Source organism: Pseudomonas sp. KH_027 (assembly GCF_057838565.1).
Map to the genome: position 1 here is coordinate 2,666,841 of NZ_CM174470.1, position 21,450 is coordinate 2,688,290.

The window sequence follows — 21,450 nt, forward strand, 5'->3', positions numbered from 1 at the left end:
AACGGTGCGCACGGCGCACCCTACGAAGGGGATATGAACATGAGCGCAAAAGTCTGGCTGGTCGGTGCGGGCCCAGGTGACCCGGAACTGCTGACGCTCAAAGCGGTGCGGGCACTGCAGGAAGCGCATGTCGTGATGATCGACGACCTGGTCAACCCTGCCGTGCTCGAACATTGCCCGACGGCGCGAATAGTGCCGGTGGGTAAACGCGGTGGTTGCCGCTCGACGCCCCAGGCGTTCATCCATCGACTGATGCTGCGTTATGCCCGTCAGGGCAAATGCGTGGTGCGCCTCAAAGGCGGCGACCCGTGCATCTTCGGCCGTGGCGGTGAAGAAGCCGAATGGCTCAGTGCCCGCGGCGTGGAAGTCGAGTTGGTAAATGGCATCACCGCGGGCCTGGCCGGCGCGACCAACTGTGGCATCCCGCTGACCTTGCGTGGCATCAGCCGTGGCGTGACCCTGGTCACCGCCCACACCCAGGACGACAGCAGCCTCAACTGGCAGGCACTGGCACAGAGCGGCACCACGCTGGTGGTCTACATGGGCGTAGCCAAACTGGGCGAGATCCGCGACAGCCTGCTGGCCAGCGGTATGTCGAGCAACATGCCAGTCGCCATGATCGAAAACGCCTCACTGCCGCAACAACGCGAATGCCGCAGTTCCCTCGGCGAAATGCAGCAGGATGCGCAGGCATTCCAATTGAAAAGCCCGGCGATTCTGGTAATCGGCGAAGTGGCCGCCAGTGCCCAAGCCCTGCCAATGGTGGTCAGTGCCTAACCGCTGAACCCCACGCGGCAGAGCCCTGAGGCTTTTTTTCAGGCAAAAAAAACCCGGCCGGAGCCGGGTTTTTTTGGAGCTAAACCAATTACTTGGCTTGGGCTTCCACTTCAGCTTCTACGCGACGGTTAACCGCGCGGCCAGCTTCGGTAGCGTTATCCGCAACCGGTTTGGACTCGCCGTAACCCACAGCGTTTACGCGCTCGCCGCCAACACCGTACTGGTTGACCAGCACTTCACGAACGGCGTTTGCACGGCGCTCGGAGAGCTTCTGGTTGTAAGCGTCAGGACCGACGGAGTCAGTGTGACCTTCAACAGAGGTGGAAGTGGCCGGGTACTGGTTCATGAAGTCAGCCAGGTTCTTGATGTCGCCATAGCTTTCTTCTTTGACTTTCGACTTGTCGAAGTCGAACTTCACGTCCAGCTCAACGCGCACCACTTCGGCAACAGCCGGGCAGCCATCGGCGTCAACGGTGACGTTGGCCGGGGTGTCCGGGCACTTGTCGACGTTGTCGCACACGCCATCGTTGTCGCTGTCGGCGCAGACTTCAGCCGGTGCTGCAACTGGAGCTGCAACGGGCTTGGAGCCGCCACCGAAGTTCAGGCCGATACCGACGCTTGGAGCCCACTCGGTGTCGCCCTGGTCGATGTTGTACTGAGCTTCAACGCCAGCACGAGCATAGAAGTTCTCGGTGAAGTAGAGCTTGGCACCGCCGCCAACGTTGGCGAAAGTGGAGCCGTTACGACCGCTGCGGCCGGTTTGACCGATGCTCTGGTCCGAGAAACCTGCGGAGACATACGGACGCAGCGTGTCGCCTGGAGCGTTGAAGTGGTACAGAGCATCCAGGGCAGTGTTCGAGCCCTTGATGTTACGACCGTCTTCACCACGAGCGTTGTGCACTTCGTCGTAGCCCAGACGCAGTTCAACGTCGTCGGTCAGGAAGTAGCCAATCGAGCCGCCGAACAGATTGCCGTTGTTTTTGAAGTCACGAGCGCTGTCGAACATTTCTTTCTTCGCGAAGCCCTCAACCTCTACCGCACCTTGGCCTTGAGCCAACGCCTGAAGAGAGGAAGCAGCGATCAGCGAACCGATTACAACGCCTAAGGTGTTTTTGAATTTCATCCGTAAATCCCTATCTTGGTGGTCAGTAAGTTGTCGGACAGACTCAAGACAACTCAGGCGGCGATTCTAACAGAATCCACCCGCACGGTTAGAGGTATTTCACCCAACTAAAGTTTCATTAAGGCCTGAAAATTTTTCGCGCAAGCGGTCAAGTGCGCGCTTATAACGCATTTTCGTCGCGCTCAGGCCCATGTGCATGATGTCGGCTATTTCCTGAAACTCCAGTTCCGCAACAAAGCGCAGCACCAGAATCTCCCGATCGATCGGGTTCACATGCACCAACCAGCGATCCAACCCGCCTGGCTCAGCTAAGGCCGGAGCCTTCTCCTCCGAGGCCTCCTCCAATGGATCCAGACTAAGGGCATCCATTAAACGGCGCTTTCTACGCTCTTTACGGTACTGCGTGATGCACTCGTTATAAGTGATGCTATAGAGCCAGGTCTTGAACTTCGACTTACCTTCGAAGTTCTTCAAACCATATAGAACCTTGAGCATGACTTCTTGACACACATCATCCGCATCGCGTTCGTTACCCAAATAACGGGCACAAACGTTAAACAAAGTGCGCTGATAGCGGCGCATCAGTTCTTCATAAGCACGGGTAATGTGGAACAACTCGACATGCGCACGCGCAACCAGCTCTTCGTCCGAGAGCTCGCGAGGGTCGTAACGCGAAGACAGCGATTGGGCTTTATTCAAAACGAGTCGGGCCGACAGTCAGGTGAATAGCCGCCATTGCCCAGTGCATCGGGCGTATTGAGATGGCGGCATACATTAGCAGGGATTGGCGCGTTAGCGACTGCTTACCCGTTGTTCGAGAAGAATACGGTTGGCCACCGACACCAGCTCGCCCTCATCGGTCAGCAGCGTAGTCTTGACCGTGCCAATTTCCTCGATCTGCCCTTCGACATCACCAACCTGAATCTGTTGCCCGACCTGATACAACTCACGCACATAAATACCGGCCAGAATCTGCCCGGCGATCTCGCGACTGCCCAGCCCCAAGGCCAGGGCCACAGCCAGACCAACGGAGATCAGCACGATGGCGATCACGTTGTTCAGCAGGTCGGTCTTCACTTCCAACTGGCCGATGGCCACCGAGATACTGATGATGATCACCAGGCCCTGGGCGATACGCCCCAGGCCATTGGCGTAGTCCAGCCCCACGCCTTCAGCGGCGCCGCGCACCAGGCCACTGACCAGCTGCGCCAGGAGTACGCCAGCGAGCAGCACCAGAGCCGCGCCGAAGACTTTCGGCAGGTACAGGGCGAGCACATCGAGAGTCGCCGAAACCCGCTCCAGGCCCAGCGACTCCGCCGCTGAAACCAGGAAGATCAGCAGCACGAACCAATAGACGATCTTACCGATCAAGGTCGAAACCGGCACCTGAATGCCTGCCCGGCTCAACAGCTTGGTCAAACCGGTACCGGCCATCAGGCGGTCCAGACCGACCTTGCCCAACAGTTTGGAGAGCAGGGTGTCGAGCAGTTTGGCTACGACAAAACCCAGCAGAACCAGAATCAAGGCAACGAACAGGTTGGGGATGAAGCCGGCGACCTTGGTCCACAGGGCAGTCATCGCACTCACCAGGCTTTGGGTCCAGGGGTCGAGTTCCATTTCAGTCAGCCTTATCGATAGAGCGAGCGGAAGAAGTACGACGAGATACCGGCGCGACATGGGCCGAGCCGTTACTCAGGGCGATCATCAACGCTTCGAGCCAATGGCCCATCAGGCTGAACAGATCGCCAGCACCAACCTGACGGTTGGCGGTCTTGAGTACGCGCCCCAGGCAAGCATCGTCATCATGGCTGGACGACGAAGACTTGAGCAGATGACGCAGGGATTCTTCGAATGGATCGTGCATGCGCACCTCACGGGATCAGTCGGCTAGACGAGACGAAAACACGACAAGTCACATCAAACCCAGCGCAGACGGCGAAAAATCCACCACTGCGAAACAGCCACACCCACGATCAACAGGCAGGCGACCAGGAAGCCATAAGGGCTGTCCGAGCCAGGAATACCGCCAACATTGATACCCAGCAAGCCGGTCAAGAACGTCATCGGCAAAAACACCCCGGTGATAATCCCGAAACGGTACATGGTGCGGTTCATTCGCTCGCTCATCCGCCGGTGCTCGGACTCGAGCACCAGGCCGACCCGCTCGCGGATCAACTCCAGCTCTTCCAGGTAACGCGTCAACCGGTTGTTCAACTCGTTCCAGTAGTCACTGTCCGCATCGGCGAACCAGGGCAGCCTGTTGCGCGTCAGCTGTCCGTAGATGTCGCGCTGCGGGGCCAGAAAGCGCCGCAAGCCCGCGGCACGACGGCGGATGTGCAACATCTGGCCGTGCTCCGGCGCGTAACGCTCATCGGCATCCACGCGCTCCTCCTGAACATCGACCAGTTCAGCGAGCTCACTGACCAGGCCATCGACCTTGCCGGTCAGGTGCTGCGCGAGGTACAGAATCAACTCGGACGAGGTCTTCGGACCATCGCCCTCCTCCAGCTCGACAATCAGCTCTTCGGTCGCGCGCAACGGCCGCAAACGCAATGAAATGACACGCTGAGGCGCCGCAAAGATGCGAACCGAAACCATGTCCTCCGGCTCGGCACCCGGATTGAGATTGACCCCGCGCAGAAATAGCAGCAGCTCATCATTCGGTAACGGCAACAGCCGTGGCCGAGTATTCTCCTCCAGCAGCAGGTCGCAACTGAACGCATTCAGGCCGCTGGCGGTGCGCAACCAGGCATGGGTCTGCGGATGGCTGCGATCCCAATGCAGCCAAAGGCTCTGCTCGGGCGTGAGTACCAGCTCATCCAACTGATGGCGAGCAATCGGCCGCGCACCGCCCTTTCCATCCAGCACGAAGGCATGTACCAGCCCCCATTGCGCGTTGTCTTCCTCGTGCATCCTTACCCCTTCATCGGCTGCCGATCGTTGGCGGGTCAAACACTCGACTTGCGCCGGTTTTCAAGCCTCAGGCCGGCATTTGCAAGGCCGTGGGCGAGAGGATGATGCCGTTGTTGTCGGCGTACACATACTCGCCCGGACGGAAAGTCACGCCGCCGAACGTCACCGCCACGTTCAGGTCGCCGATACCGCGCTTGTCGGTCTTCATCGGATGGCTGGCGAGGGCCTGCACCCCCAGGTCGGTCTGGGCGATGACATCGACGTCACGGATGCAGCCGTAGACCACCAGGCCTTCCCAACCATTCTTCGCGGCTTTTTCGGCCAGCATGTCGCCAAGCAGCGCGCGGCGCAGCGAACCGCCGCCATCGACGACCAACACCTTGCCTTTACCGGCGAGCTCGACCTGATCCTTGACCAGGGAGTTGTCCTCGAAGCACTTGATGGTGACGATTTCGCCGCCAAAGGAGTCGCGGCCGCCAAAATTGCTGAACATCGGCTCAACCACCTGCACCAGTTCCGGGTAGGCGTCGCACAGATCGGGAGTGACGTATTGCATGGGAAAACTCCTACGAGTGAGAAAAGCAGAGTCAGAGATCGACGCCGATACGGTCGCCATCGTAAGCCAGCGCCAGCATGGTCAACCCCGGGCAATGGGCATTGAGCACCTGCCCGCTGAACACATCGAATTCAGCGCCATGGCGCGCGCAGCGCAGCACCCTACCGAGCAGCGTGGCGTTGTGCAAGGGTGCGCCCTGGTGCGGACAACGGTTCTCCAGCAACACCGGCTGCTGCTCTACCACCATCAATAACAGGCTGCGCCCGCCGACCTGAAAAGTGCGCCGGTAACCTTCCTGAAGATTCAACAGCCGCTCGAGAGCAACGAACATGGCAACTCCAGTGGCAGCAGGAATGACTCGATGCCGTCTTAGGGTCACATGTTAACGGTCTACCGGCAGTGACGGAACGTTTCAACCACCCACAGCCCGACATACACGGAAAATAATAGCCGCGCGCATCGCGCTCATAGCCATTGCCATTGCCAACCCCGGTCCGAACGAACCGTAGATCATCAATCGATACCCAGGATTGAACTCGGCCCGACTGCGGCGACCCACTGTCGCAGAGAGTGTCTCTGCCCCAGGCGTCATTGTATGAAAATTGATCTATCCGCAGAGCACGCCATCGTCAGCGGCCCCAGTGCCGGCATTGGCCAAGGCCTGACCGTCGCAGGCGTCGCCATGCGCGTGGATGGCGGCGTGGCGCGCTCGATCAGCTGAGCTCGCGCCGCCCAAGCGGCGACTCAGCCCTGCCTGAACCCTTCCGGCAGTTGCGTCTGCCGCAGCCAATGTTCGACCAGCGGCCACACTTCGCGCTGCGCGTGCTTACTGACCAGCATCTCGACATGCCCATAATCGTCGATAAAGCCGTTCTGCTTGCCGAGGCATAAAAACTCACGGGTTTGCGAGCCGAACTGTTCCAGCAGCTTGCGGCAAGCCCAGGCCGGATCCTGCTGGTCGCCAACGGCGCTGACCGCCAACAATGGCACGCGCACCTCCGGCAACCCCGCCCACCAATCGCGCTCGCGATCGCCAAAGCGGCCGAACAAACCATGCCAACGCAGGCTTTCCAGCGCCAGCCCTATGGGTTCGTCCTCCGGGCCGCGCTTGAGCCGCGAGCCCGACAGTGCAGCGAAACGTTTGAGCAACAATCGCCCGCCCCACTCCACCGGCGGCACTTTCAACGGCCAGTAGACGCGGCTGATCTGGCTGCCGAACAACGCCGCCGAAGCGACCTCATCCTCACCCAGATAGCGCCCGCCGAGGGCGGCAGCCAAGGTGATGCCGCCGAGGGAGTGACCGATCCAGTGCGGGGCCTGCGCCGTCTGTTCGCGCACGAAAGCCGCGATAGCCGGGAGGTCGTAACGCACATAATCAGCCACGCGATTATGGCGATAGTTCAGGTTGCGCGGCGACAAGCCGTGGCCACGCATTTCAGCGATCCACACGTCAAAACCGGCACGCGCCAGGTGCGGCCCCAGGCCGATCCCCTTGGGCGAGTACCAGAAACGTCGATTGGAGAAACTGCCATGCAGCAGAATCACCGGTACGCCTCGCCTCGCCTCCTGGCCCAACAGGCCTAGGCGAGTCAGCGCCAGTTCGACGCTGGAATCGGTGCTGTTGCTCGGCTTGAGGCGATAGACATCTTCACTGAGATCGCCACGCAACTCAGCGCTCATCAAGGCGACGGGAAAAAGCTCACTGCTACTTTGCATATGACTACTTGCACAAAAAAGGGCGGAAATCTGTCCGCCCTTTTTATAGGTGGTTAAAGAACGCCGACTCAGCCAGCGCCGATGCGAAGCAGCCCGAAGCGAGCCGATCCGCACATGGCCAAAGCCATCACGCCTGTTGCTGAGCTTCCGCCAGGAAGAACCAGGTTTCCAGTACGGAGTCCGGATTCAACGACACGCTCTCGATACCCTGCTCCATCAACCAGCGGGCGAGATCCGGGTGATCCGACGGGCCCTGACCACAGATGCCGATGTACTTCCCGGCCTTGTTACAGGCCTGGATGGCATTGGAGAGCAGCTTCTTGACCGCCGGATTACGCTCGTCGAACAGGTGCGCGACGATGCCCGAGTCGCGGTCCAGACCGAGGGTCAGTTGGGTCAGGTCGTTGGAGCCGATGGAGAAGCCATCGAAGAACTCGAGGAACTCATCCGCTAGAATCGCGTTGGACGGCAGCTCGCACATCATGATCACTTTCAAGCCGTTCTGGCCGCGCGCCAGGCCGTTCTGCGCGAGTAGATCGACGACTTGGCTGGCTTCGCCGAGGGTGCGCACGAATGGCACCATGATCTCGACGTTGGTCAGGCCCATTTCGTTGCGGACTTTCTTCAGCGCACGACATTCCAGCTCGAAGCAGTCGCGGAAGGATTCGCTGATGTAACGCGAAGCGCCACGGAAGCCCAGCATCGGGTTTTCTTCTTCCGGCTCGTAGAGCTTGCCGCCGATCAGGTTGGCGTATTCGTTGGACTTGAAGTCCGACAGGCGCACGATGACCTTCTTCGGCCAGAACGCCGCCGCCAGGGTGCTGATGCCCTCGACCAGTTTCTCGACGTAGAAACCGACCGGATCGTCATAGCCCGCGATACGCTTGTCGACGCTGTCCTTGATGTCGGCTGGCAGGCCGGCGTAGTTCAGCAGCGCCTTGGGGTGCACGCCGATCATGCGATTGATGATGAATTCCAGACGCGCCAGACCGATGCCGGCGTTCGGCAGCTGGGCGAAATCGAAGGCACGGTCGGGGTTGCCGACGTTCATCATGATCTTGAACGGCAGATCCGGCATGGCATCGACGGAGTTCTTGCGGATGTCGAAGCCCAGCTCACCTTCGAAGATGAAACCGGTATCGCCTTCGGCGCAGGAAACTGTCACGCCCTGGCCATCCTTCAGCACCTGGGTCGCGTTACCGCAACCGACCACGGCCGGAATGCCCAGCTCACGGGCGATGATGGCCGCGTGACAGGTACGCCCACCACGGTTGGTGACGATGGCGCTGGCGCGTTTCATGATCGGCTCCCAATCCGGGTCGGTCATGTCGGAAACCAGCACATCGCCTGGCTGGACCTTGTCCATCTCGGCGATATCGTTGATCACCCGCACCTTGCCGGCGCCGATTTTCTGGCCGATGGCGCGGCCTTCGACCAGCACGGTGCCGGTTTCCTTGAGCAGGTAACGCTCCATCACATTGGCGCTGGTCCGGCTTTTCACGGTCTCGGGACGGGCCTGGACGATGTACAGCTTGCCGTCGTCACCGTCTTTGGCCCACTCGATGTCCATCGGCCGCTGGTAGTGCTTCTCGATGATCAGCGCCTGCTTGGCCAGCTCGGTGACCTCGGCGTCGCTCAGGCAGAAACGCGAACGATCGGCATGTTCGACATCCACGACCTTGACCGACTTGCCGGCTTTGGCTTCGTCGCCGTAAATCATCTTGATCGCTTTGCTGCCCAGGTTGCGGCGCAGGATCGCCGGGCGGCCGGCTTCCAGGGTTTGCTTGTGGACGTAGAACTCGTCCGGATTGACCGCGCCTTGCACTACGGTTTCACCCAGGCCATAGGCACCGGTGATGAACACTACGTCGCGAAAGCCGGACTCGGTGTCGAGAGTGAAGAGCACGCCGGCAGTGCCGGTTTCCGAACGCACCATGCGCTGCACGCCAGCAGACAGGGCGACCAGCTTGTGGTCGAAGCCCTGGTGCACGCGATAAGCGATGGCGCGGTCGTTGAACAAAGAAGCGAAGACTTCCTTGGCTGCACGAATGACGTTTTCCACGCCACGAATGTTCAGGAAGGTTTCCTGCTGGCCGGCGAACGAGGCATCCGGCAGGTCTTCGGCGGTCGCCGAGGAGCGTACGGCCACGGCCATGTTCGGGTTACCGGCGGCCATTTCGGCGAACGCGGTGCGGATTTCGCTGTTCAAGCGCTCGGGGAACTCGGCGTCCATGATCCACTGACGGATCTGCGCGCCGGTTTTCACCAGGGCGTTGACGTCGTCGACGTCCAGCGCATCGAGGGCGGCGTGTATCTGATCGTTCAGGCCGCTCAGTTCGAGGAAGTCCCGATAGGCCTGGGCGGTAGTGGCGAAACCACCGGGCACCGAAACACCGGCGCCTGCGAGGTTACTGATCATCTCGCCCAGGGATGCGTTCTTGCCCCCCACATGCTCCACATCATGGACGCCGAGCTTATCGAGGGAAACTACGTATTCTGCCAAGGTGATCTCTCCACTAACGGTGTTGGACAAGCTCAGGCTCTGTAAAAGCTCAGACGGAGCAGCTCCGCGTGACGGTGGCCTGGCCCTGGAAAATAAGTAACAATGCCAACCGGCATGGGTTCCATCAAAAGGGGCCTATCATAGCCAAGAATCGTCCCCAACTTAAGAACCTATTTAGTACCTGCTGCGCTTGGTGATGCTGCGTTGAAAACAGGCTCGGACTGCATATTTACAGCTTGTAAACTCTGCATCCTCGCCTGTTTGCGCCTTGCCTGACCTGCGCTCGCGGCGGTCTTGGAATAGGCTAGAGGCTCTAGGTGCAAATGAAACGAACCGCTTTCTTCATCTCCGACGGCACCGGCATCACGGCCGAAACCCTCGGTCAGAGCCTGCTGGCGCAGTTCGAAAACATCACCTTTCACAAGCTCACGCGCCCCTACATCGACAGTGTTGAAAAAGCGCGCGCCATGGTACAACAAATCAACGCCGCCGCAGAGGCGGATGGCGTTCGGCCGATCATCTTCGACACCATCGTAAATCAGGACATTCGCGACGTCTTGGCGACGTCCGACGGCTTTATGATCGATATCTTCTCAACTTTCCTTGCTCCACTGGAGCAGGAGTTGACCTCGCACTCGTCCTATTCAGTCGGCAAATCACACTCCATCAGCCACAACTCCAACTACATGGAACGGATCGAGGCGGTGAACTTTGCCCTCGACAACGACGACGGCGCCCGCACCCACTACTACGACAAGGCCGATCTGATCCTGGTCGGCGTCTCGCGTTGCGGCAAAACCCCGACCTGCCTGTATATGGCGCTGCAGTACGGCATCCGTGCGGCCAACTACCCGCTGACCGAAGAAGACATGGAGCGCCTGCAGTTGCCTGCCGCGCTGAAAGCCTACAAGGACAAACTGTTCGGCCTGACCATCGACCCCGATCGCCTGACCGCCATCCGCAACGAACGCAAACCCAACAGCCGCTACGCCAGCTACGCCCAGTGCGAATTCGAAGTCCGCGAGGTCGAACAGTTGCTGCGCCGGGAAAACATCCCCTTCATCAATTCCACGCACTTTTCGGTGGAAGAAATCTCCGCCAAGATCCTGGTTGAAAAAGGCGTGGAACGCCGCCTCAAGTAAACAGCAGGCGCTCGGCACAGATGGGTGCTGTCTTACTGGAAAAGCCCGCAATCAGCGGGCTTTTTCATGGCTACTGCGTTTAGATCACGAACATATCCATAAAGCGGTTGACCGGGGTGGCCTCCAGTTTCGCCTGGTCTTTGCACAGGGCGAAGATTTCCGCACTGCGCTGAGCGGTGAACCTGATGGCCAGATTGGCCTTGAACTTGTCTTCCAGCAGCGGGATGCCATCGGCGCGACGGCGGCGATGGCCAATCGGGTACTCGACTGCGACCTGCTCGGTGCTCGAACCATCGGTGAAGAACACCTGGATGGCGTTGGCGATGGAGCGCTTGTCCGCTTCCAGGTACTCGCGGGTATAACGCGCGTCCTCGACGATCACCATCTTCTCGCGCAGTTCGTCGATGATCGGGTGGGCCGCATGGAAATCGTCTTCGTACTGCTCGGCCACCAGGCTGCCGAAAGCCAACGGCACGGCGGTCATGTACTGGATGCAGTGGTCGCGGTCCGCGGCGTTGGCCAGCTGGCCGACCTTGGAGATGATGCGAATCGCCGATTCGTGGGTGGTGATGACGATCTTGTCGATCTCGTGCAGACGATCCTTGACCTGCGGGTGCAGGGTCACGGCGGCTTCACACGCGGTTTGCGCGTGGAACTCGGCCGGGAAGCTGATCTTGAACAGCACGTTTTCCATCACGTAGGTGCCAAACTTCTGTGAGAAGCTGAATGTGCGCTTTTCTTCCGGCTTGAGCGCCAGGTCTTTGTTGGTGTGGCTGAACAGTACGTCGTAGAAGCCCCACTGCGGTGCGGTGAGCACGCCCGGAATACCCATTTCGCCACGCATGGCGATGTCCGCCAGACGCACGCCTCGGCTGGACGCATCGCCCGCCGCCCAGGACTTGCGCGAACCGGCGTTCGGCGCGTGACGGTATGTGCGCAGCGCCTGACCATCGGCAAAGGCATGGGACAAGGCTGACAGCAATTGCTCGCGGTTGGCGCCCATCAGCTTGGCGGTCACTGCGGTAGAGGCGACTTTAACCAGGATCACGTGGTCCAGGCCGACACGGTTGAAGGCGTTTTCCAGTGCGATCACGCCCTGGATCTCGTGGGCCATGATCATCGCGTCCAGCACCGCACGCATGGTCAGCGGCGCATCGCCATTGGCCACGCGCTTCTGCGCCAGGTGATCGGCCACCGCGAGGATGCCGCCGAGGTTGTCGGACGGATGGCCCCACTCGGCCGCCAGCCAGGTGTCGTTGTAGTCGAGCCAGCGAACGATACAGCCGATGTCCCAAGCCGCCTTGACCGGGTCGAGACTGAAACGGGTGCCCGGCACACGAGCGCCGAACGGCACCACGGTGCCTTCGACGATCGGCCCCAGGTGCTTGGTGCACTCGGGGAAACGCAGGGCCAGCAGGCCGCAGCCGAGGGTGTCCATCAGGCAGTTGCGGGCCGTGTCCAGCGCCGCTCTGGAGTTGATCTTGAAGTTCAGGACGTAGTCGGCAATGTCCTGCAGGACGCTGTCGTAGTCAGGGCGGTCGTTCAGATCAACGTTGGCGCTCATGGTCGACTCCCTCCGCTATCGGATCGTTAAGTGTGCGCCTCAGAACGCATCGCCAGGCACGCGCACCCAACCTTCCATCAGCACCCGGGCGCTGCGGCTCATGATGGCCTTGTTCACCGTCCATTCGCCGTCGATCCGGCTGGCTTCGGCGCCTACGCGCAGGGTGCCCGAGGGGTGGCCGAAGCGCACCGCACTGCGCGCACTGCCGCCAGCCGCAAGGTTGACCAGCGTGCCCGGAATCGCCGCTGCGGTGCCGATGGCCACGGCCGCGGTGCCCATCATGGCGTGGTGCAGCTTGCCCATGGACAGCGCACGCACCAGCAGGTCGACATCACCCGCCGCAATCACTTTACCGCTGGACGCGACGTAATCAGCCGGTTTCGCAACGAAGGCGACTTTCGGCGTGTGCTGACGCTTGGCCGCTTCGTCCAGAGTCTTGATCAGCCCCATACGCAACGCGCCGTAAGCACGAATGGTCTCGAACATCGCCAGCGCCTTCGGATCGCCGTTGATGTCGCCCTGCAACTCGGCGCCCGTGTAGCCGATGGCATCCGCGTTGATGAAGATGGTCGGGATGCCGGCATTGATCATCGTCACCTTGAGCATGCCGAGGCCGGGCACTTCCAGGTCATCGACCAGGTTGCCGGTGGGGAACATCGAGCCGCCCGCGCCCTCTTCCTCGGCGGCCGGGTCGATAAATTCGAGCTGCACTTCGGCGGCTGGGAAGGTCACGCCGTCGAGTTCGAAATCACCGGTTTCCTGTACTTCACCGTTGGTGATCGGTACGTGGGCGATGATGGTCTTGCCGATGTTGGCCTGCCAGATCCGCACCACGGCCACGCCGTTTTGCGGGATGCGACTGGCGTCGACCAGGCCGCTGCTGATGGCGAACGAGCCGACTGCGGCGGAGAGGTTGCCGCAGTTACCGCTCCAGTCGACGAAGGGCTTGTCGATGGAGACCTGGCCGAACAGGTAATCGACGTCGTGGTTGGCCTGGGTGCTTTTGGCCAGGATCACGGTTTTGCTGGTGCTCGAGGTCGCCGCGCCCATGCCGTCGATCTGCTTGTCGTACGGGTCGGGGCTGCCGATCACACGCAGCAGCAGGGCATCGCGGGCCGCGCCTGGGACTTGTGCGGATTCGGGCAGGTCTTGCAGGCTGAAGAACACGCCTTTGCTGGTGCCGCCGCGCATGTAGGTGGCGGGAATTTTGATCTGGGGTACATGGGTCATGGAATGTTGCCCTGATTAGGCCGAGCAGCGCAGGCCTGCGCCGCGCGCCTGGACTTTGCCTGGCTCTGGCCCTGTGGGAGCGGCTTCAACCGCTCCCACAAAAGCCTGGAGCCCCGAGTTACGCTTAAGCCATTGCCGATTCGAGGAAGTCCTGGGCGAAACGCTGCAACACGCCACCGGCTTCGTAGATCGAGACCTCTTCGGCGGTGTCGAGACGGCAGGTGACTGGCACCTCGACCCGCTCACCGTTCTGGCGAGTGATGACCAACGTGAGTGTGGCGCGCGGGGTGCGCTCGCCAAGCACGTCGTAGGTCTCACTGCCGTCGATGCCCAGCGTCTTGCGGTCGGTGCCCGGTGTGAACTCCAGCGGCAACACGCCCATGCCCACCAGGTTGGTGCGGTGAATGCGCTCGAAACCTTCGGCGGCAATCGCTTCCACACCGGCCAGACGCACGCCCTTCGCCGCCCAGTCGCGGGACGAACCCTGACCGTAGTCGGCGCCGGCGATGATGATCAGCGGCTGCTTGCGCTCCATGTAGGTTTCGATGGCTTCCCACATGCGCATGACCTGGCCTTCCGGCTCGACGCGCGCCAGCGAACCCTGCTTGACCTTGCCGTTTTCCTGAACCATTTCGTTGAACAGTTTCGGGTTGGCGAAGGTCGCGCGCTGCGCGGTCAAATGGTCGCCCCTATGAGTCGCGTAGGAGTTGAAGTCCTCTTCCGGCAGGCCCATTTTCGCCAGGTATTCGCCAGCGGCGCTGTCGAGCATGATGGCGTTCGACGGCGACAGGTGATCGGTGGTGATGTTGTCCGGCAGCACCGCCAGCGGGCGCATGCCCTTGAGCGGACGCGCCCCGGCCAATGCACCTTCCCAGTACGGCGGGCGACGGATATAGGTGCTCATCTCGCGCCAGTCGTACAGCGGCTCGACCTTGGGGCCGGTGTCTTCGTGGATGGCGAACATCGGAATGTAGACCTGACGGAACTGCTCCGGCTTGACCGAGGCCTTGACCACCGCGTCGATCTCTTCGTCGCTCGGCCAGATGTCTTTCAGGCGGATTTCACGGCCAGAGGCGTCCAGGCCCAGCACGTCCTTTTCGATGTCGAAGCGGATGGTGCCGGCGATGGCATAGGCCACCACCAGCGGCGGCGAAGCGAGGAATGCCTGCTTGGCGTACGGGTGAATCCGCCCGTCGAAGTTGCGGTTACCCGACAGTACGGCGGTGGCGTACAGGTCGCGGTCGATGATTTCCTGCTGGATCACCGGATCCAGCGCCCCGGACATGCCGTTGCACGTGGTGCAAGCGAAGGCCACCACGCCGAAACCCAATTGTTCCAGTTCGTCAGTCAGGCCCGCCTCGTCCAGGTACAGCGCGACGGTCTTCGAACCCGGCGCCAGCGACGACTTGACCCATGGCTTGCGCGTCAGCCCAAGCTTGTTGGCATTGCGCGCCAACAGACCGGCGGCGATCACGTTGCGCGGGTTGCTGGTGTTGGTGCAACTGGTGATGGCGGCGATGATCACCGCGCCGTCCGGCATCTGGCCTGGCACTTCGTCCCATTGACCGGCAATGCCTTGAGCCGCGAGGTCCGAGGTGGCGACACGGGCGTGAGGATTGCTCGGGCCGGCCATGTTGCGCACCACCGAGGACAGGTCGAAGCTCAACCCACGCTCGTACTGCGCGCCCTTCAGGCTGTCGGCCCAGAGGCCGGTCTGCTTGGCGTACTGCTCGACCAGTTGCACCTGTTGGTCTTCGCGGCCGGTGAGTTTCAGGTAGTCGATGGTCTGCTGGTCGATATAGAACATCGCCGCGGTGGCGCCGTATTCCGGGGCCATGTTGGAAATGGTCGCGCGGTCACCGAGGGTCAGCTTTGATGCGCCTTCACCGAAGAACTCCAGCCAGGCGCCGACCACTTTTTGCTGGCGCAGGTATTCGGTCAGCGCCAGCACCATGTCGGTGGCGGTGATGCCCGGTTGCAGCTTGCCCGTCAGTTCGACGCCGACGCTTTCCGGCAGGCGCATCCAGGACGCGCGGCCGAGCATGACGCTTTCCGCTTCCAGGCCACCGACACCGATGGCGATCACGCCCAGCGCATCGACGTGCGGAGTATGGCTGTCGGTGCCGACGCAGGTATCGGGGAACGCCACGCCGTCGCGCACCTGGATCACCGGCGACATTTTCTCCAGGTTGATCTGGTGCATGATGCCGTTGCCCGGTGGAATCACATCGACGTTCTTGAAGGCCTTTTTGGTCCAGTTGATGAAATGGAAGCGGTCTTCGTTGCGCCGGTCTTCGATGGCGCGGTTCTTTTCGAACGCCTCCGGATCGAAGCCACCGCGCTCAACGGCCAGGGAGTGATCGACGATCAATTGCGTCGGCACCACCGGGTTGACCTGCGCCGGGTCGCCACCTTGCAGGGCGATGGCGTCGCGCAGGCCGGCCAGATCCACCAGCGCGGTCTGGCCGAGAATGTCGTGGCACACCACGCGGGCCGGGAACCACGGGAAGTCCAGGTCGCGTTTGCGCTCGATGAACTGGCTCAGGGAAGCATTCAGCGTCGCCGGATCGCAGCGACGCACCAGGTTTTCCGCCAGCACGCGCGAGGTGTACGGCAGCGTGTCGTAGGCGCCGGGGGCGATCGCCTCGACCGCGGCACGGGTATCGAAATAGTCCAGCGCCGTGCCGGGCAGGGATTTACGGTATTGGCTGTTCATCTTATTTACGACCCTTGAGCGGCACGAAGGTCAGGTCTTCCGGCCCGACGTAGTTGGCGCTCGGGCGGATGATCTTGCCATCGATACGCTGCTCGATGACGTGGGAGGACCAGCCTGATGTGCGCGCGATGACGAACAACGGGGTGAACATGGCGGTGGGCACACCCATCATGTGGTAGCTGACGGCGCTGAACCAATCGAGGTTGGGGAACATCTTCTTGATCTCCCACATGGTCGATTCCAGGCGCTCGGCAATGTCGAACATCTTGTTGTTGCCCTGCTCGGCGCAGAGCTCGCGGGCGACTTCCTTGATCACCTTGTTGCGCGGGTCGGCCACGGTGTACACCGGGTGACCGAAGCCGATCACCACCTCCTTCTTCTCCACGCGGGCACGGATATCGGCCTCGGCCTCATCCGGGTTGTCGTAGCGCTTCTGGATCTCGAAGGCCACCTCGTTGGCGCCACCATGCTTGGGTCCGCGCAGCGCGCCGATGCCACCGGCAATGGCGGAGAACATGTCGGAGCCGGTACCGGCGATCACCCGGGAGGTGAAGGTGGAGGCGTTGAACTCGTGCTCGGCGTACAGGATCAGGCTGGTGTGCATGGCGCGCACCCAGGATTCGCGAGGCTTTTCGCCATGCAGCAGGTGGAGGAAGTGACCACCGATGGAGTCATCTTCGGTTTCCACCTCGATGCGCTTGCCGTTATGGCTGAAGTGGTACCAGTACAGCAGCATGGAACCCAGCGAGGCCATCAGCTTGTCGGCGATGTCACGGGCGCCGGGGTGGTTGTGGTCGTCCTTCTCCGGCGCCAGGCAGCCAAGTACGGACACCCCAGTGCGCATCACATCCATCGGATGGGCGGACGGTGGCAACTGTTCCAGGGCGCTTTTCAATGCCGCGGGCAGGCCGCGCAGCGCCTTGAGCTTGGCCTTGTAGCCGGCCAGCTCGGCGGTATTGGGCAGTTTGCCATGTACCAGCAGGTGAGCGATTTCCTCGAACTCACAGGTGGTGGCGACGTCGAGAATGTCATAGCCGCGATAGTGCAGATCGTTGCCGCTACGGCCGACGGTGCACAGGGCGGTGTTGCCGGCGGTGGTGCCACTCAGGGCGACGGATTTCTTTGGCTTGAAGCCTGGGGTGGTGGTTTCTGGGGTCGCACTCATCGCTTATCTCTCCTCATCCGATCCGGTCGGGTAGTTCTTATATGCAGGCGGCTAAGACCTGCGCTCCGGTTATTTTTTGGCAGCGAACAACGCGTCGAGGCTCTGCTCGAAGGCGTGGTAATTGATGCGCTCGTAGAGCTCCATGCGCGTCTGCATGGTGTCGACCACATTTTTCTGCGTCCCGTCGCGGCGCACCGCCATGTACACGTTCTCGGCGGCCTTGTTCATCGCGCGGAAAGCCGACAGCGGGTAGAGCGCCAGCGACACGTCGACCGAGGCCAACTCCTCGGTGGTGTACAGCGGCGTGGCACCGAACTCGGTGATGTTGGCCAGGATCGGCGCCCGCACCCGGTCGGCGAAGGTCTTGTACATGGCCAGCTCGGTGATGGCCTCGGGGAAGATCATGTCGGCGCCGGCCTCGATGCAGGCGGCGGCGCGATCCAGGGCCGCGTTCAGCCCCTCGACCGCCAGCGCATCGGTACGCGCCATGATCACGAAGCTGTCATCGGTGCGCGCATCGACGGCCGCCTTGATGCGGTCGACCATTTCCTGCTGCGAGACAATCTCCTTATTCGGCCGGTGGCCACAGCGCTTGGCGCCGACCTGATCCTCGATATGGATGGCGGCGGCGCCGAACTTGATCATCGATTTAACGGTCCGGGCGACGTTGAATGCCGAAGACCCAAAGCCCGTATCGACATCCACCAGCAGCGGCAGGTCGCAGACATCAGTAATCCGGCGCACGTCAGTGAGCACGTCGTCCAAACCGGTGATACCCAAATCCGGCAAGCCCAACGAACCGGCCGCAACGCCGCCGCCGGACAGGTAAATGGCCTTGAAACCGGCACGTTTGGCCAGCAACGCATGGTTGGCATTGATCGCGCCGATCACTTGTAAAGGGTGTTCTTCAGCAACGGCATCGCGAAAACGCTGGCCCGGTGTCTTGACACTCATGACTCACCTCTAGGTTTGGCTGTCTTGGGTTGCGCGCCCTGGTAATGGCGCTCGATATTGCGCTTGGACGCACCGATATGCCGACGCATCAGCAACTCGGCCAGTTCACCGTCACGGTCGGCGATGGCATCGAGAATTCGGTGGTGCTCGTTGAAGGCCTGCCGCGGCCGGTTAGGCGTGGCAGAGAACTGCAGGCGATACATGCGCACCAACTGGTACAGCTCGCCGCAGAGCATCTGGGCCAGGGTGCGGTTACCGCTGCCCTGGATGATGCGATAGTGGAAGTCGAAGTCGCCTTCCTGCTGGTAGTAGCCGACGCCCGCCTTGAACGCCTCGTCCTGCTCATGCAGATCGAGCAGACGGCGCAGTTCGTCGATTTCCGCTTGAGTCATGCGCTCGGCCGCCAGGCGACAGGCCATGCCTTCTAACGACTCGCGGATTTCGTAGAGCTCGATCAGCTCGGCCTGGTTGAGCGAGACCACCCGCGCACCGACATGCGGCACCCGCACCAGCAGCCGCTGGCCTTCGAGACGATGGATGGCTTCACGCAGCGGCCCACGGCTGATGCCATAGGTACGCGCCAACTCCGGCTCGGAGATTTTGCTCCCGGGGGCTATCTCGCCCTTGACGATGGCCGCCTGAATACGCCGGAAGACATTCTCCGACAGCGTCTCGGAATCATCCTGGGCGTTCAGTGGGGATTCGATGGCGTCCAGCATATTGTCGACACACCGCTAAATATTTCAGCGAAAACTACCCTTAACGCACGAATATGTCAAACCGACACAAGCTATTGTCGACAATCTTTTAATAAGCAAAAGATTTAAACCCACCGAAGTCACTTGCAGAAACAGCCATAAGCGCCTGTCGCAGCAGAAAATCCCCATGTTAGAATGCAGTTCTTGTGCGCCCGGCGAGACGCCGGGGCTCCGCCTGCTAAACTGCGATGCCTGACGCGCCGCATTAACCCTGTTACACCGCCGACACCCTGGCCCGACAATCGCGATCCACCTTTAGGACTTATGAGACTCAAGCCCTTAGCCCTGCTGTTTTGCCTGATTCTATTGCCCGGCCTGAGTCTCGCCGCCGACAAGACCATCTATGGTCTGAACGAATACGCGCAGCTGTCCGACATTGACCTGCAAGTGGCGGCAAAACTGGACACTGGTGCTAAAACCGCGTCGTTGAGCGCGCGCGACATCAAACGCTTCAAGCGCGACGGCGAAACCTGGGTGCGTTTCTATCTGGCCATCGACGATGCCCACGCCCACCCCATCGAGCGGCCGCTGGCACGCATCAGCAAGATCAAACGTCGCGCTGGCGACTACGATGCGGACGAAGAAAAAACCTACACGGCCCGCCCAGTGATCGAACTGGAAATCTGCATGGGCAAAGCATTACGCAGCATCGAAGTGAACTTGACTGACCGCAGCGCCTTCCAATACCCGCTTCTGATTGGTTCCGAGGCGCTCAAACGCTTCGATGCGCTGGTCGACCCGAGCCTTAAATACGCAGCAGGAAAACCTGGCTGTGCCACTGACGCAAACTCTGCCGAGTAATACACATGCGCTCTCTTAACCTGCATCTGAAAGTCCTGATCACCATCCTGGTGACCTTGGGCATTCTGATTACGGCTTACCAGATTTTTATTGTTGGCATCCCGATCACCGAGGATGAAACTGATGACCTGTGGAATATCGACGCCAAAGTCGAATTCCAGGCCAGCCCTAAAAATCCGGTAAAAGTGCAGATGTTCGTGCCGCCGCTGAGCCAGGACTACGTCAGCCTCAACGAGAGCTTCATCTCGAACAATTACGGCGTGAGCATCAACCGCGCCGACGGCAACCGTAAGGTCACCTGGTCGGCCCGGCGCGCCAGCGGCAACCAGACGCTCTACTACCGCCTGGTGCTGACCAAGCGCTACAGCGGCGAAAAAGCCAAGGCCAAGGGCCCGATCTTCCGTGACAGCATCGTTGTCGAAGGCCCGGAGAAGATTGCCGCAGAGGCGCTGCTGGCGCCCATCCGGCAGCATTCGGCGGATGTCGAAACCTTCATCAGCGAGACCATCAAGCGGGTCAACAACATCAATGACGACAACGTCAAACTGTTGCTCGCCGGTGATGCATCGACGCCGAACAAAGCCAAAACCATCGAACTGCTGCTGTCCATCGCCCATGTGCCGATGGAGCGCGTGCACACCATTCGCCTGATGGCCGATCAACCGCAGAGCCCGGAACTCTGGCTGCGCAGTTTCAATGGCGAGAACTGGCTGTACTTCAGCCCGGAAACCGGCGAACAGGGCCTGCCTGCCGACCGCCTGGTCTGGTGGACCGGCGATGAGAACCTGGTCAACATCGAAGGCGGCAAGAAGGCCCAAGTCAGCTTCAGCCTGAACAACAGCGAGATGAATGCCATCCGCCTGGCCAAACTGACCGACGAGAACACCGAAGCCGACTTCCTCGAATACTCGCTGTACGGCCTGCCGCTGCAAACCCAGCAGACCTTCATGATCATGGTGATGATCCCGATCGGCGTGCTGGTGATCCTGATCCTGCGCAACCTGATCGGCCTGCAGACCCTCGGTACCTTCACCCCGGTGCTGATCGCCCTCGCCTTCCGCGAGACCCAACTGGGCTTCGGTATCGTGCTGTTCACCATCATCACCGCTCTCGGCCTGTCGCTGCGCTCCTACCTCGAACACCTGAAGCTGCAGATGCTGCCAAGGCTCTCGGTGGTGCTGACCTTCGTCGTGGTACTGATCGCGGCCATCAGCCTGTTCAGCCACAAGCTCGGCCTGGAGCGCGGCCTCTCGGTCGCGCTGTTCCCGATGGTGATTCTGACCATGACCATCGAACGCCTGTCGATCACCTGGGAAGAGCGTGGCGGTGGTCACGCGATGAAGGTGGCAGTCGGTACACTGTTCGCCGCCGCCCTCGCACACCTGCTGATGAGCGTGCCGGAGTTGACCTACTTCGTGTTCACCTTCCCGGCCGTACTGCTGATTCTGGTGGGCTTCATGCTCGCGATGGGCCGTTATCGCGGCTACCGCCTGACTGAGCTGTTCCGCTTCAAAGCCTTTCTGAAGGACTGA

The 21,450-nt window shown here is 60.9% G+C and carries 20 protein-coding genes; 5 read left to right on the forward strand and 15 right to left on the reverse strand.

Features of this window, described 5'->3' with window-relative positions; translation table 11 throughout:
• The first annotated feature begins 39 nt into the window (after nt 1-39).
• Complete coding sequence (gene cobA, locus AC3IYG_RS12550; RefSeq protein WP_489308817.1) at nt 40-777, forward strand: uroporphyrinogen-III C-methyltransferase; 738 nt, start codon at nt 40-42, stop codon at nt 775-777.
• An 88-nt stretch (nt 778-865) separates the two neighbouring features.
• Here the strand turns inward: cobA and AC3IYG_RS12555 are convergent, their stop codons facing one another.
• The 7 genes from AC3IYG_RS12555 to AC3IYG_RS12585 all read right to left on the reverse strand — a co-directional run bounded on the left by AC3IYG_RS12555 (nt 866) and on the right by AC3IYG_RS12585 (nt 5,700).
• Nucleotides 866-1,900 carry an OmpA family protein gene (locus AC3IYG_RS12555; protein ID WP_489308819.1) on the reverse strand — a complete coding sequence of 345 codons (1,035 nt, stop codon included), beginning with the start codon at nt 1,898-1,900 and terminating at the stop codon, nt 866-868.
• A 99-nt stretch (nt 1,901-1,999) separates the two neighbouring features.
• Nucleotides 2,000-2,599, reverse strand: a complete 600-nt coding sequence (sigX, locus tag AC3IYG_RS12560; protein WP_489308821.1) for an RNA polymerase sigma factor SigX — start codon at nt 2,597-2,599, stop codon at nt 2,000-2,002.
• 93 nt (nt 2,600-2,692) lie between these two features.
• On the reverse strand, nt 2,693-3,517 hold the full coding sequence (locus AC3IYG_RS12565; RefSeq protein ID WP_489308823.1) for a mechanosensitive ion channel family protein: 825 nt from the start codon (nt 3,515-3,517) through the stop codon (nt 2,693-2,695).
• 1 nt (nt 3,518) lies between these two features.
• Nucleotides 3,519-3,770: a CrfX protein gene (locus AC3IYG_RS12570; RefSeq protein WP_489308825.1), complete on the reverse strand. Its 252-nt coding sequence runs from the start codon at nt 3,768-3,770 to the stop codon at nt 3,519-3,521.
• A gap of 47 nt (nt 3,771-3,817) precedes the next feature.
• Nucleotides 3,818-4,813 carry a zinc transporter ZntB gene (locus AC3IYG_RS12575; protein WP_489308827.1) on the reverse strand — a complete coding sequence of 332 codons (996 nt, stop codon included), beginning with the start codon at nt 4,811-4,813 and terminating at the stop codon, nt 3,818-3,820.
• Between the two features lie 67 nt (nt 4,814-4,880).
• Nucleotides 4,881-5,369: a ribonuclease E activity regulator RraA gene (gene rraA, locus AC3IYG_RS12580; RefSeq protein WP_489308829.1), complete on the reverse strand. Its 489-nt coding sequence runs from the start codon at nt 5,367-5,369 to the stop codon at nt 4,881-4,883.
• Nucleotides 5,370-5,400: 31 nt separating this feature from the next.
• Complete coding sequence (locus tag AC3IYG_RS12585) at nt 5,401-5,700, reverse strand: Rieske (2Fe-2S) protein (protein ID WP_489308831.1); 300 nt, start codon at nt 5,698-5,700, stop codon at nt 5,401-5,403.
• Between the two features lie 264 nt (nt 5,701-5,964).
• Between AC3IYG_RS12585 and AC3IYG_RS12590 the strand changes: the two genes are divergently transcribed.
• Nucleotides 5,965-6,090: a hypothetical protein gene (locus AC3IYG_RS12590; protein WP_489308833.1), complete on the forward strand. Its 126-nt coding sequence runs from the start codon at nt 5,965-5,967 to the stop codon at nt 6,088-6,090.
• Nucleotides 6,091-6,113: 23 nt separating this feature from the next.
• Here AC3IYG_RS12590 and AC3IYG_RS12595 read toward each other — a convergent pair whose 3' ends face one another.
• The gene (locus AC3IYG_RS12595; RefSeq protein ID WP_489308835.1) at nt 6,114-7,085 is read right to left on the reverse strand and encodes an alpha/beta fold hydrolase; all 972 of its coding nucleotides are present in this window, start codon (nt 7,083-7,085) and stop codon (nt 6,114-6,116) included.
• 127 nt (nt 7,086-7,212) lie between these two features.
• Nucleotides 7,213-9,588 carry a phosphoenolpyruvate synthase gene (ppsA, locus tag AC3IYG_RS12600; protein WP_489308837.1) on the reverse strand — a complete coding sequence of 792 codons (2,376 nt, stop codon included), beginning with the start codon at nt 9,586-9,588 and terminating at the stop codon, nt 7,213-7,215.
• A gap of 323 nt (nt 9,589-9,911) precedes the next feature.
• On the opposite strand from ppsA, the gene ppsR reads away from it, so the two are divergent.
• Nucleotides 9,912-10,730, forward strand: coding sequence for a posphoenolpyruvate synthetase regulatory kinase/phosphorylase PpsR (ppsR, locus tag AC3IYG_RS12605; RefSeq protein WP_489308839.1), 819 nt, complete (start codon nt 9,912-9,914; stop codon nt 10,728-10,730).
• A gap of 79 nt (nt 10,731-10,809) precedes the next feature.
• Here ppsR and prpD read toward each other — a convergent pair whose 3' ends face one another.
• From prpD to AC3IYG_RS12635, 6 genes are all read right to left on the reverse strand, one after another.
• Entirely contained in the window at nt 10,810-12,294 is a 1,485-nt protein-coding gene (prpD, locus tag AC3IYG_RS12610) for a 2-methylcitrate dehydratase (protein WP_489308841.1), read from the reverse strand.
• A 39-nt stretch (nt 12,295-12,333) separates the two neighbouring features.
• Nucleotides 12,334-13,524, reverse strand: a complete 1,191-nt coding sequence (gene prpF / locus AC3IYG_RS12615; protein ID WP_489308842.1) for a 2-methylaconitate cis-trans isomerase PrpF — start codon at nt 13,522-13,524, stop codon at nt 12,334-12,336.
• A 124-nt stretch (nt 13,525-13,648) separates the two neighbouring features.
• Nucleotides 13,649-16,240 (reverse strand): Fe/S-dependent 2-methylisocitrate dehydratase AcnD, encoded by a 2,592-nt coding sequence (gene acnD, locus AC3IYG_RS12620; protein WP_489308844.1) that lies wholly within the window; start codon nt 16,238-16,240, stop codon nt 13,649-13,651.
• Between the two features lies 1 nt (nt 16,241).
• Nucleotides 16,242-17,405, reverse strand: a complete 1,164-nt coding sequence (gene prpC / locus AC3IYG_RS12625) for a bifunctional 2-methylcitrate synthase/citrate synthase (protein ID WP_489308846.1) — start codon at nt 17,403-17,405, stop codon at nt 16,242-16,244.
• A 69-nt stretch (nt 17,406-17,474) separates the two neighbouring features.
• A complete protein-coding gene (prpB, locus tag AC3IYG_RS12630) occupies nt 17,475-18,359 on the reverse strand; it encodes a methylisocitrate lyase (RefSeq protein WP_489308847.1) in 885 nt (294 codons plus the stop codon).
• On the reverse strand, nt 18,356-19,078 hold the full coding sequence (locus AC3IYG_RS12635; RefSeq protein ID WP_489308849.1) for a GntR family transcriptional regulator: 723 nt from the start codon (nt 19,076-19,078) through the stop codon (nt 18,356-18,358). Before AC3IYG_RS12635 ends, prpB begins: the two co-directional genes overlap by 4 nt.
• 303 nt (nt 19,079-19,381) lie before the next feature.
• Here AC3IYG_RS12635 and rloA point away from each other — a divergent pair, with 303 nt between their 5' ends.
• Nucleotides 19,382-19,918: a retropepsin-like aspartic peptidase RloA gene (rloA, locus tag AC3IYG_RS12640; RefSeq protein WP_489308851.1), complete on the forward strand. Its 537-nt coding sequence runs from the start codon at nt 19,382-19,384 to the stop codon at nt 19,916-19,918.
• A gap of 5 nt (nt 19,919-19,923) precedes the next feature.
• A complete protein-coding gene (gene rloB, locus AC3IYG_RS12645) occupies nt 19,924-21,450 on the forward strand; it encodes an osmotic stress tolerance membrane protein RloB (protein WP_489308853.1) in 1,527 nt (508 codons plus the stop codon).

Coding starts and splice junctions, on each gene's coding strand:
- cobA (WP_489308817.1), top strand. CDS start 40: ATGAGCGCAAAAGTCTGGCTGGTCGGTGCGGGCCCAGGTGACCCGGAA.
- AC3IYG_RS12555 (WP_489308819.1), bottom strand. CDS start 1,900: ATGAAATTCAAAAACACCTTAGGCGTTGTAATCGGTTCGCTGATCGCT.
- AC3IYG_RS12565 (WP_489308823.1), bottom strand. CDS start 3,517: ATGGAACTCGACCCCTGGACCCAAAGCCTGGTGAGTGCGATGACTGCC.
- AC3IYG_RS12575 (WP_489308827.1), bottom strand. CDS start 4,813: ATGCACGAGGAAGACAACGCGCAATGGGGGCTGGTACATGCCTTCGTG.
- rraA (WP_489308829.1), bottom strand. CDS start 5,369: ATGCAATACGTCACTCCCGATCTGTGCGACGCCTACCCGGAACTGGTG.
- AC3IYG_RS12585 (WP_489308831.1), bottom strand. CDS start 5,700: ATGTTCGTTGCTCTCGAGCGGCTGTTGAATCTTCAGGAAGGTTACCGG.
- AC3IYG_RS12590 (WP_489308833.1), top strand. CDS start 5,965: ATGAAAATTGATCTATCCGCAGAGCACGCCATCGTCAGCGGCCCCAGT.
- AC3IYG_RS12595 (WP_489308835.1), bottom strand. CDS start 7,085: ATGCAAAGTAGCAGTGAGCTTTTTCCCGTCGCCTTGATGAGCGCTGAG.
- ppsR (WP_489308839.1), top strand. CDS start 9,912: ATGAAACGAACCGCTTTCTTCATCTCCGACGGCACCGGCATCACGGCC.
- prpD (WP_489308841.1), bottom strand. CDS start 12,294: ATGAGCGCCAACGTTGATCTGAACGACCGCCCTGACTACGACAGCGTC.
- prpF (WP_489308842.1), bottom strand. CDS start 13,524: ATGACCCATGTACCCCAGATCAAAATTCCCGCCACCTACATGCGCGGC.
- acnD (WP_489308844.1), bottom strand. CDS start 16,240: ATGAACAGCCAATACCGTAAATCCCTGCCCGGCACGGCGCTGGACTAT.
- prpC (WP_489308846.1), bottom strand. CDS start 17,405: ATGAGTGCGACCCCAGAAACCACCACCCCAGGCTTCAAGCCAAAGAAA.
- prpB (WP_489308847.1), bottom strand. CDS start 18,359: ATGAGTGTCAAGACACCGGGCCAGCGTTTTCGCGATGCCGTTGCTGAA.
- AC3IYG_RS12635 (WP_489308849.1), bottom strand. CDS start 19,078: ATGCTGGACGCCATCGAATCCCCACTGAACGCCCAGGATGATTCCGAG.
- rloA (WP_489308851.1), top strand. CDS start 19,382: ATGAGACTCAAGCCCTTAGCCCTGCTGTTTTGCCTGATTCTATTGCCC.
- rloB (WP_489308853.1), top strand. CDS start 19,924: ATGCGCTCTCTTAACCTGCATCTGAAAGTCCTGATCACCATCCTGGTG.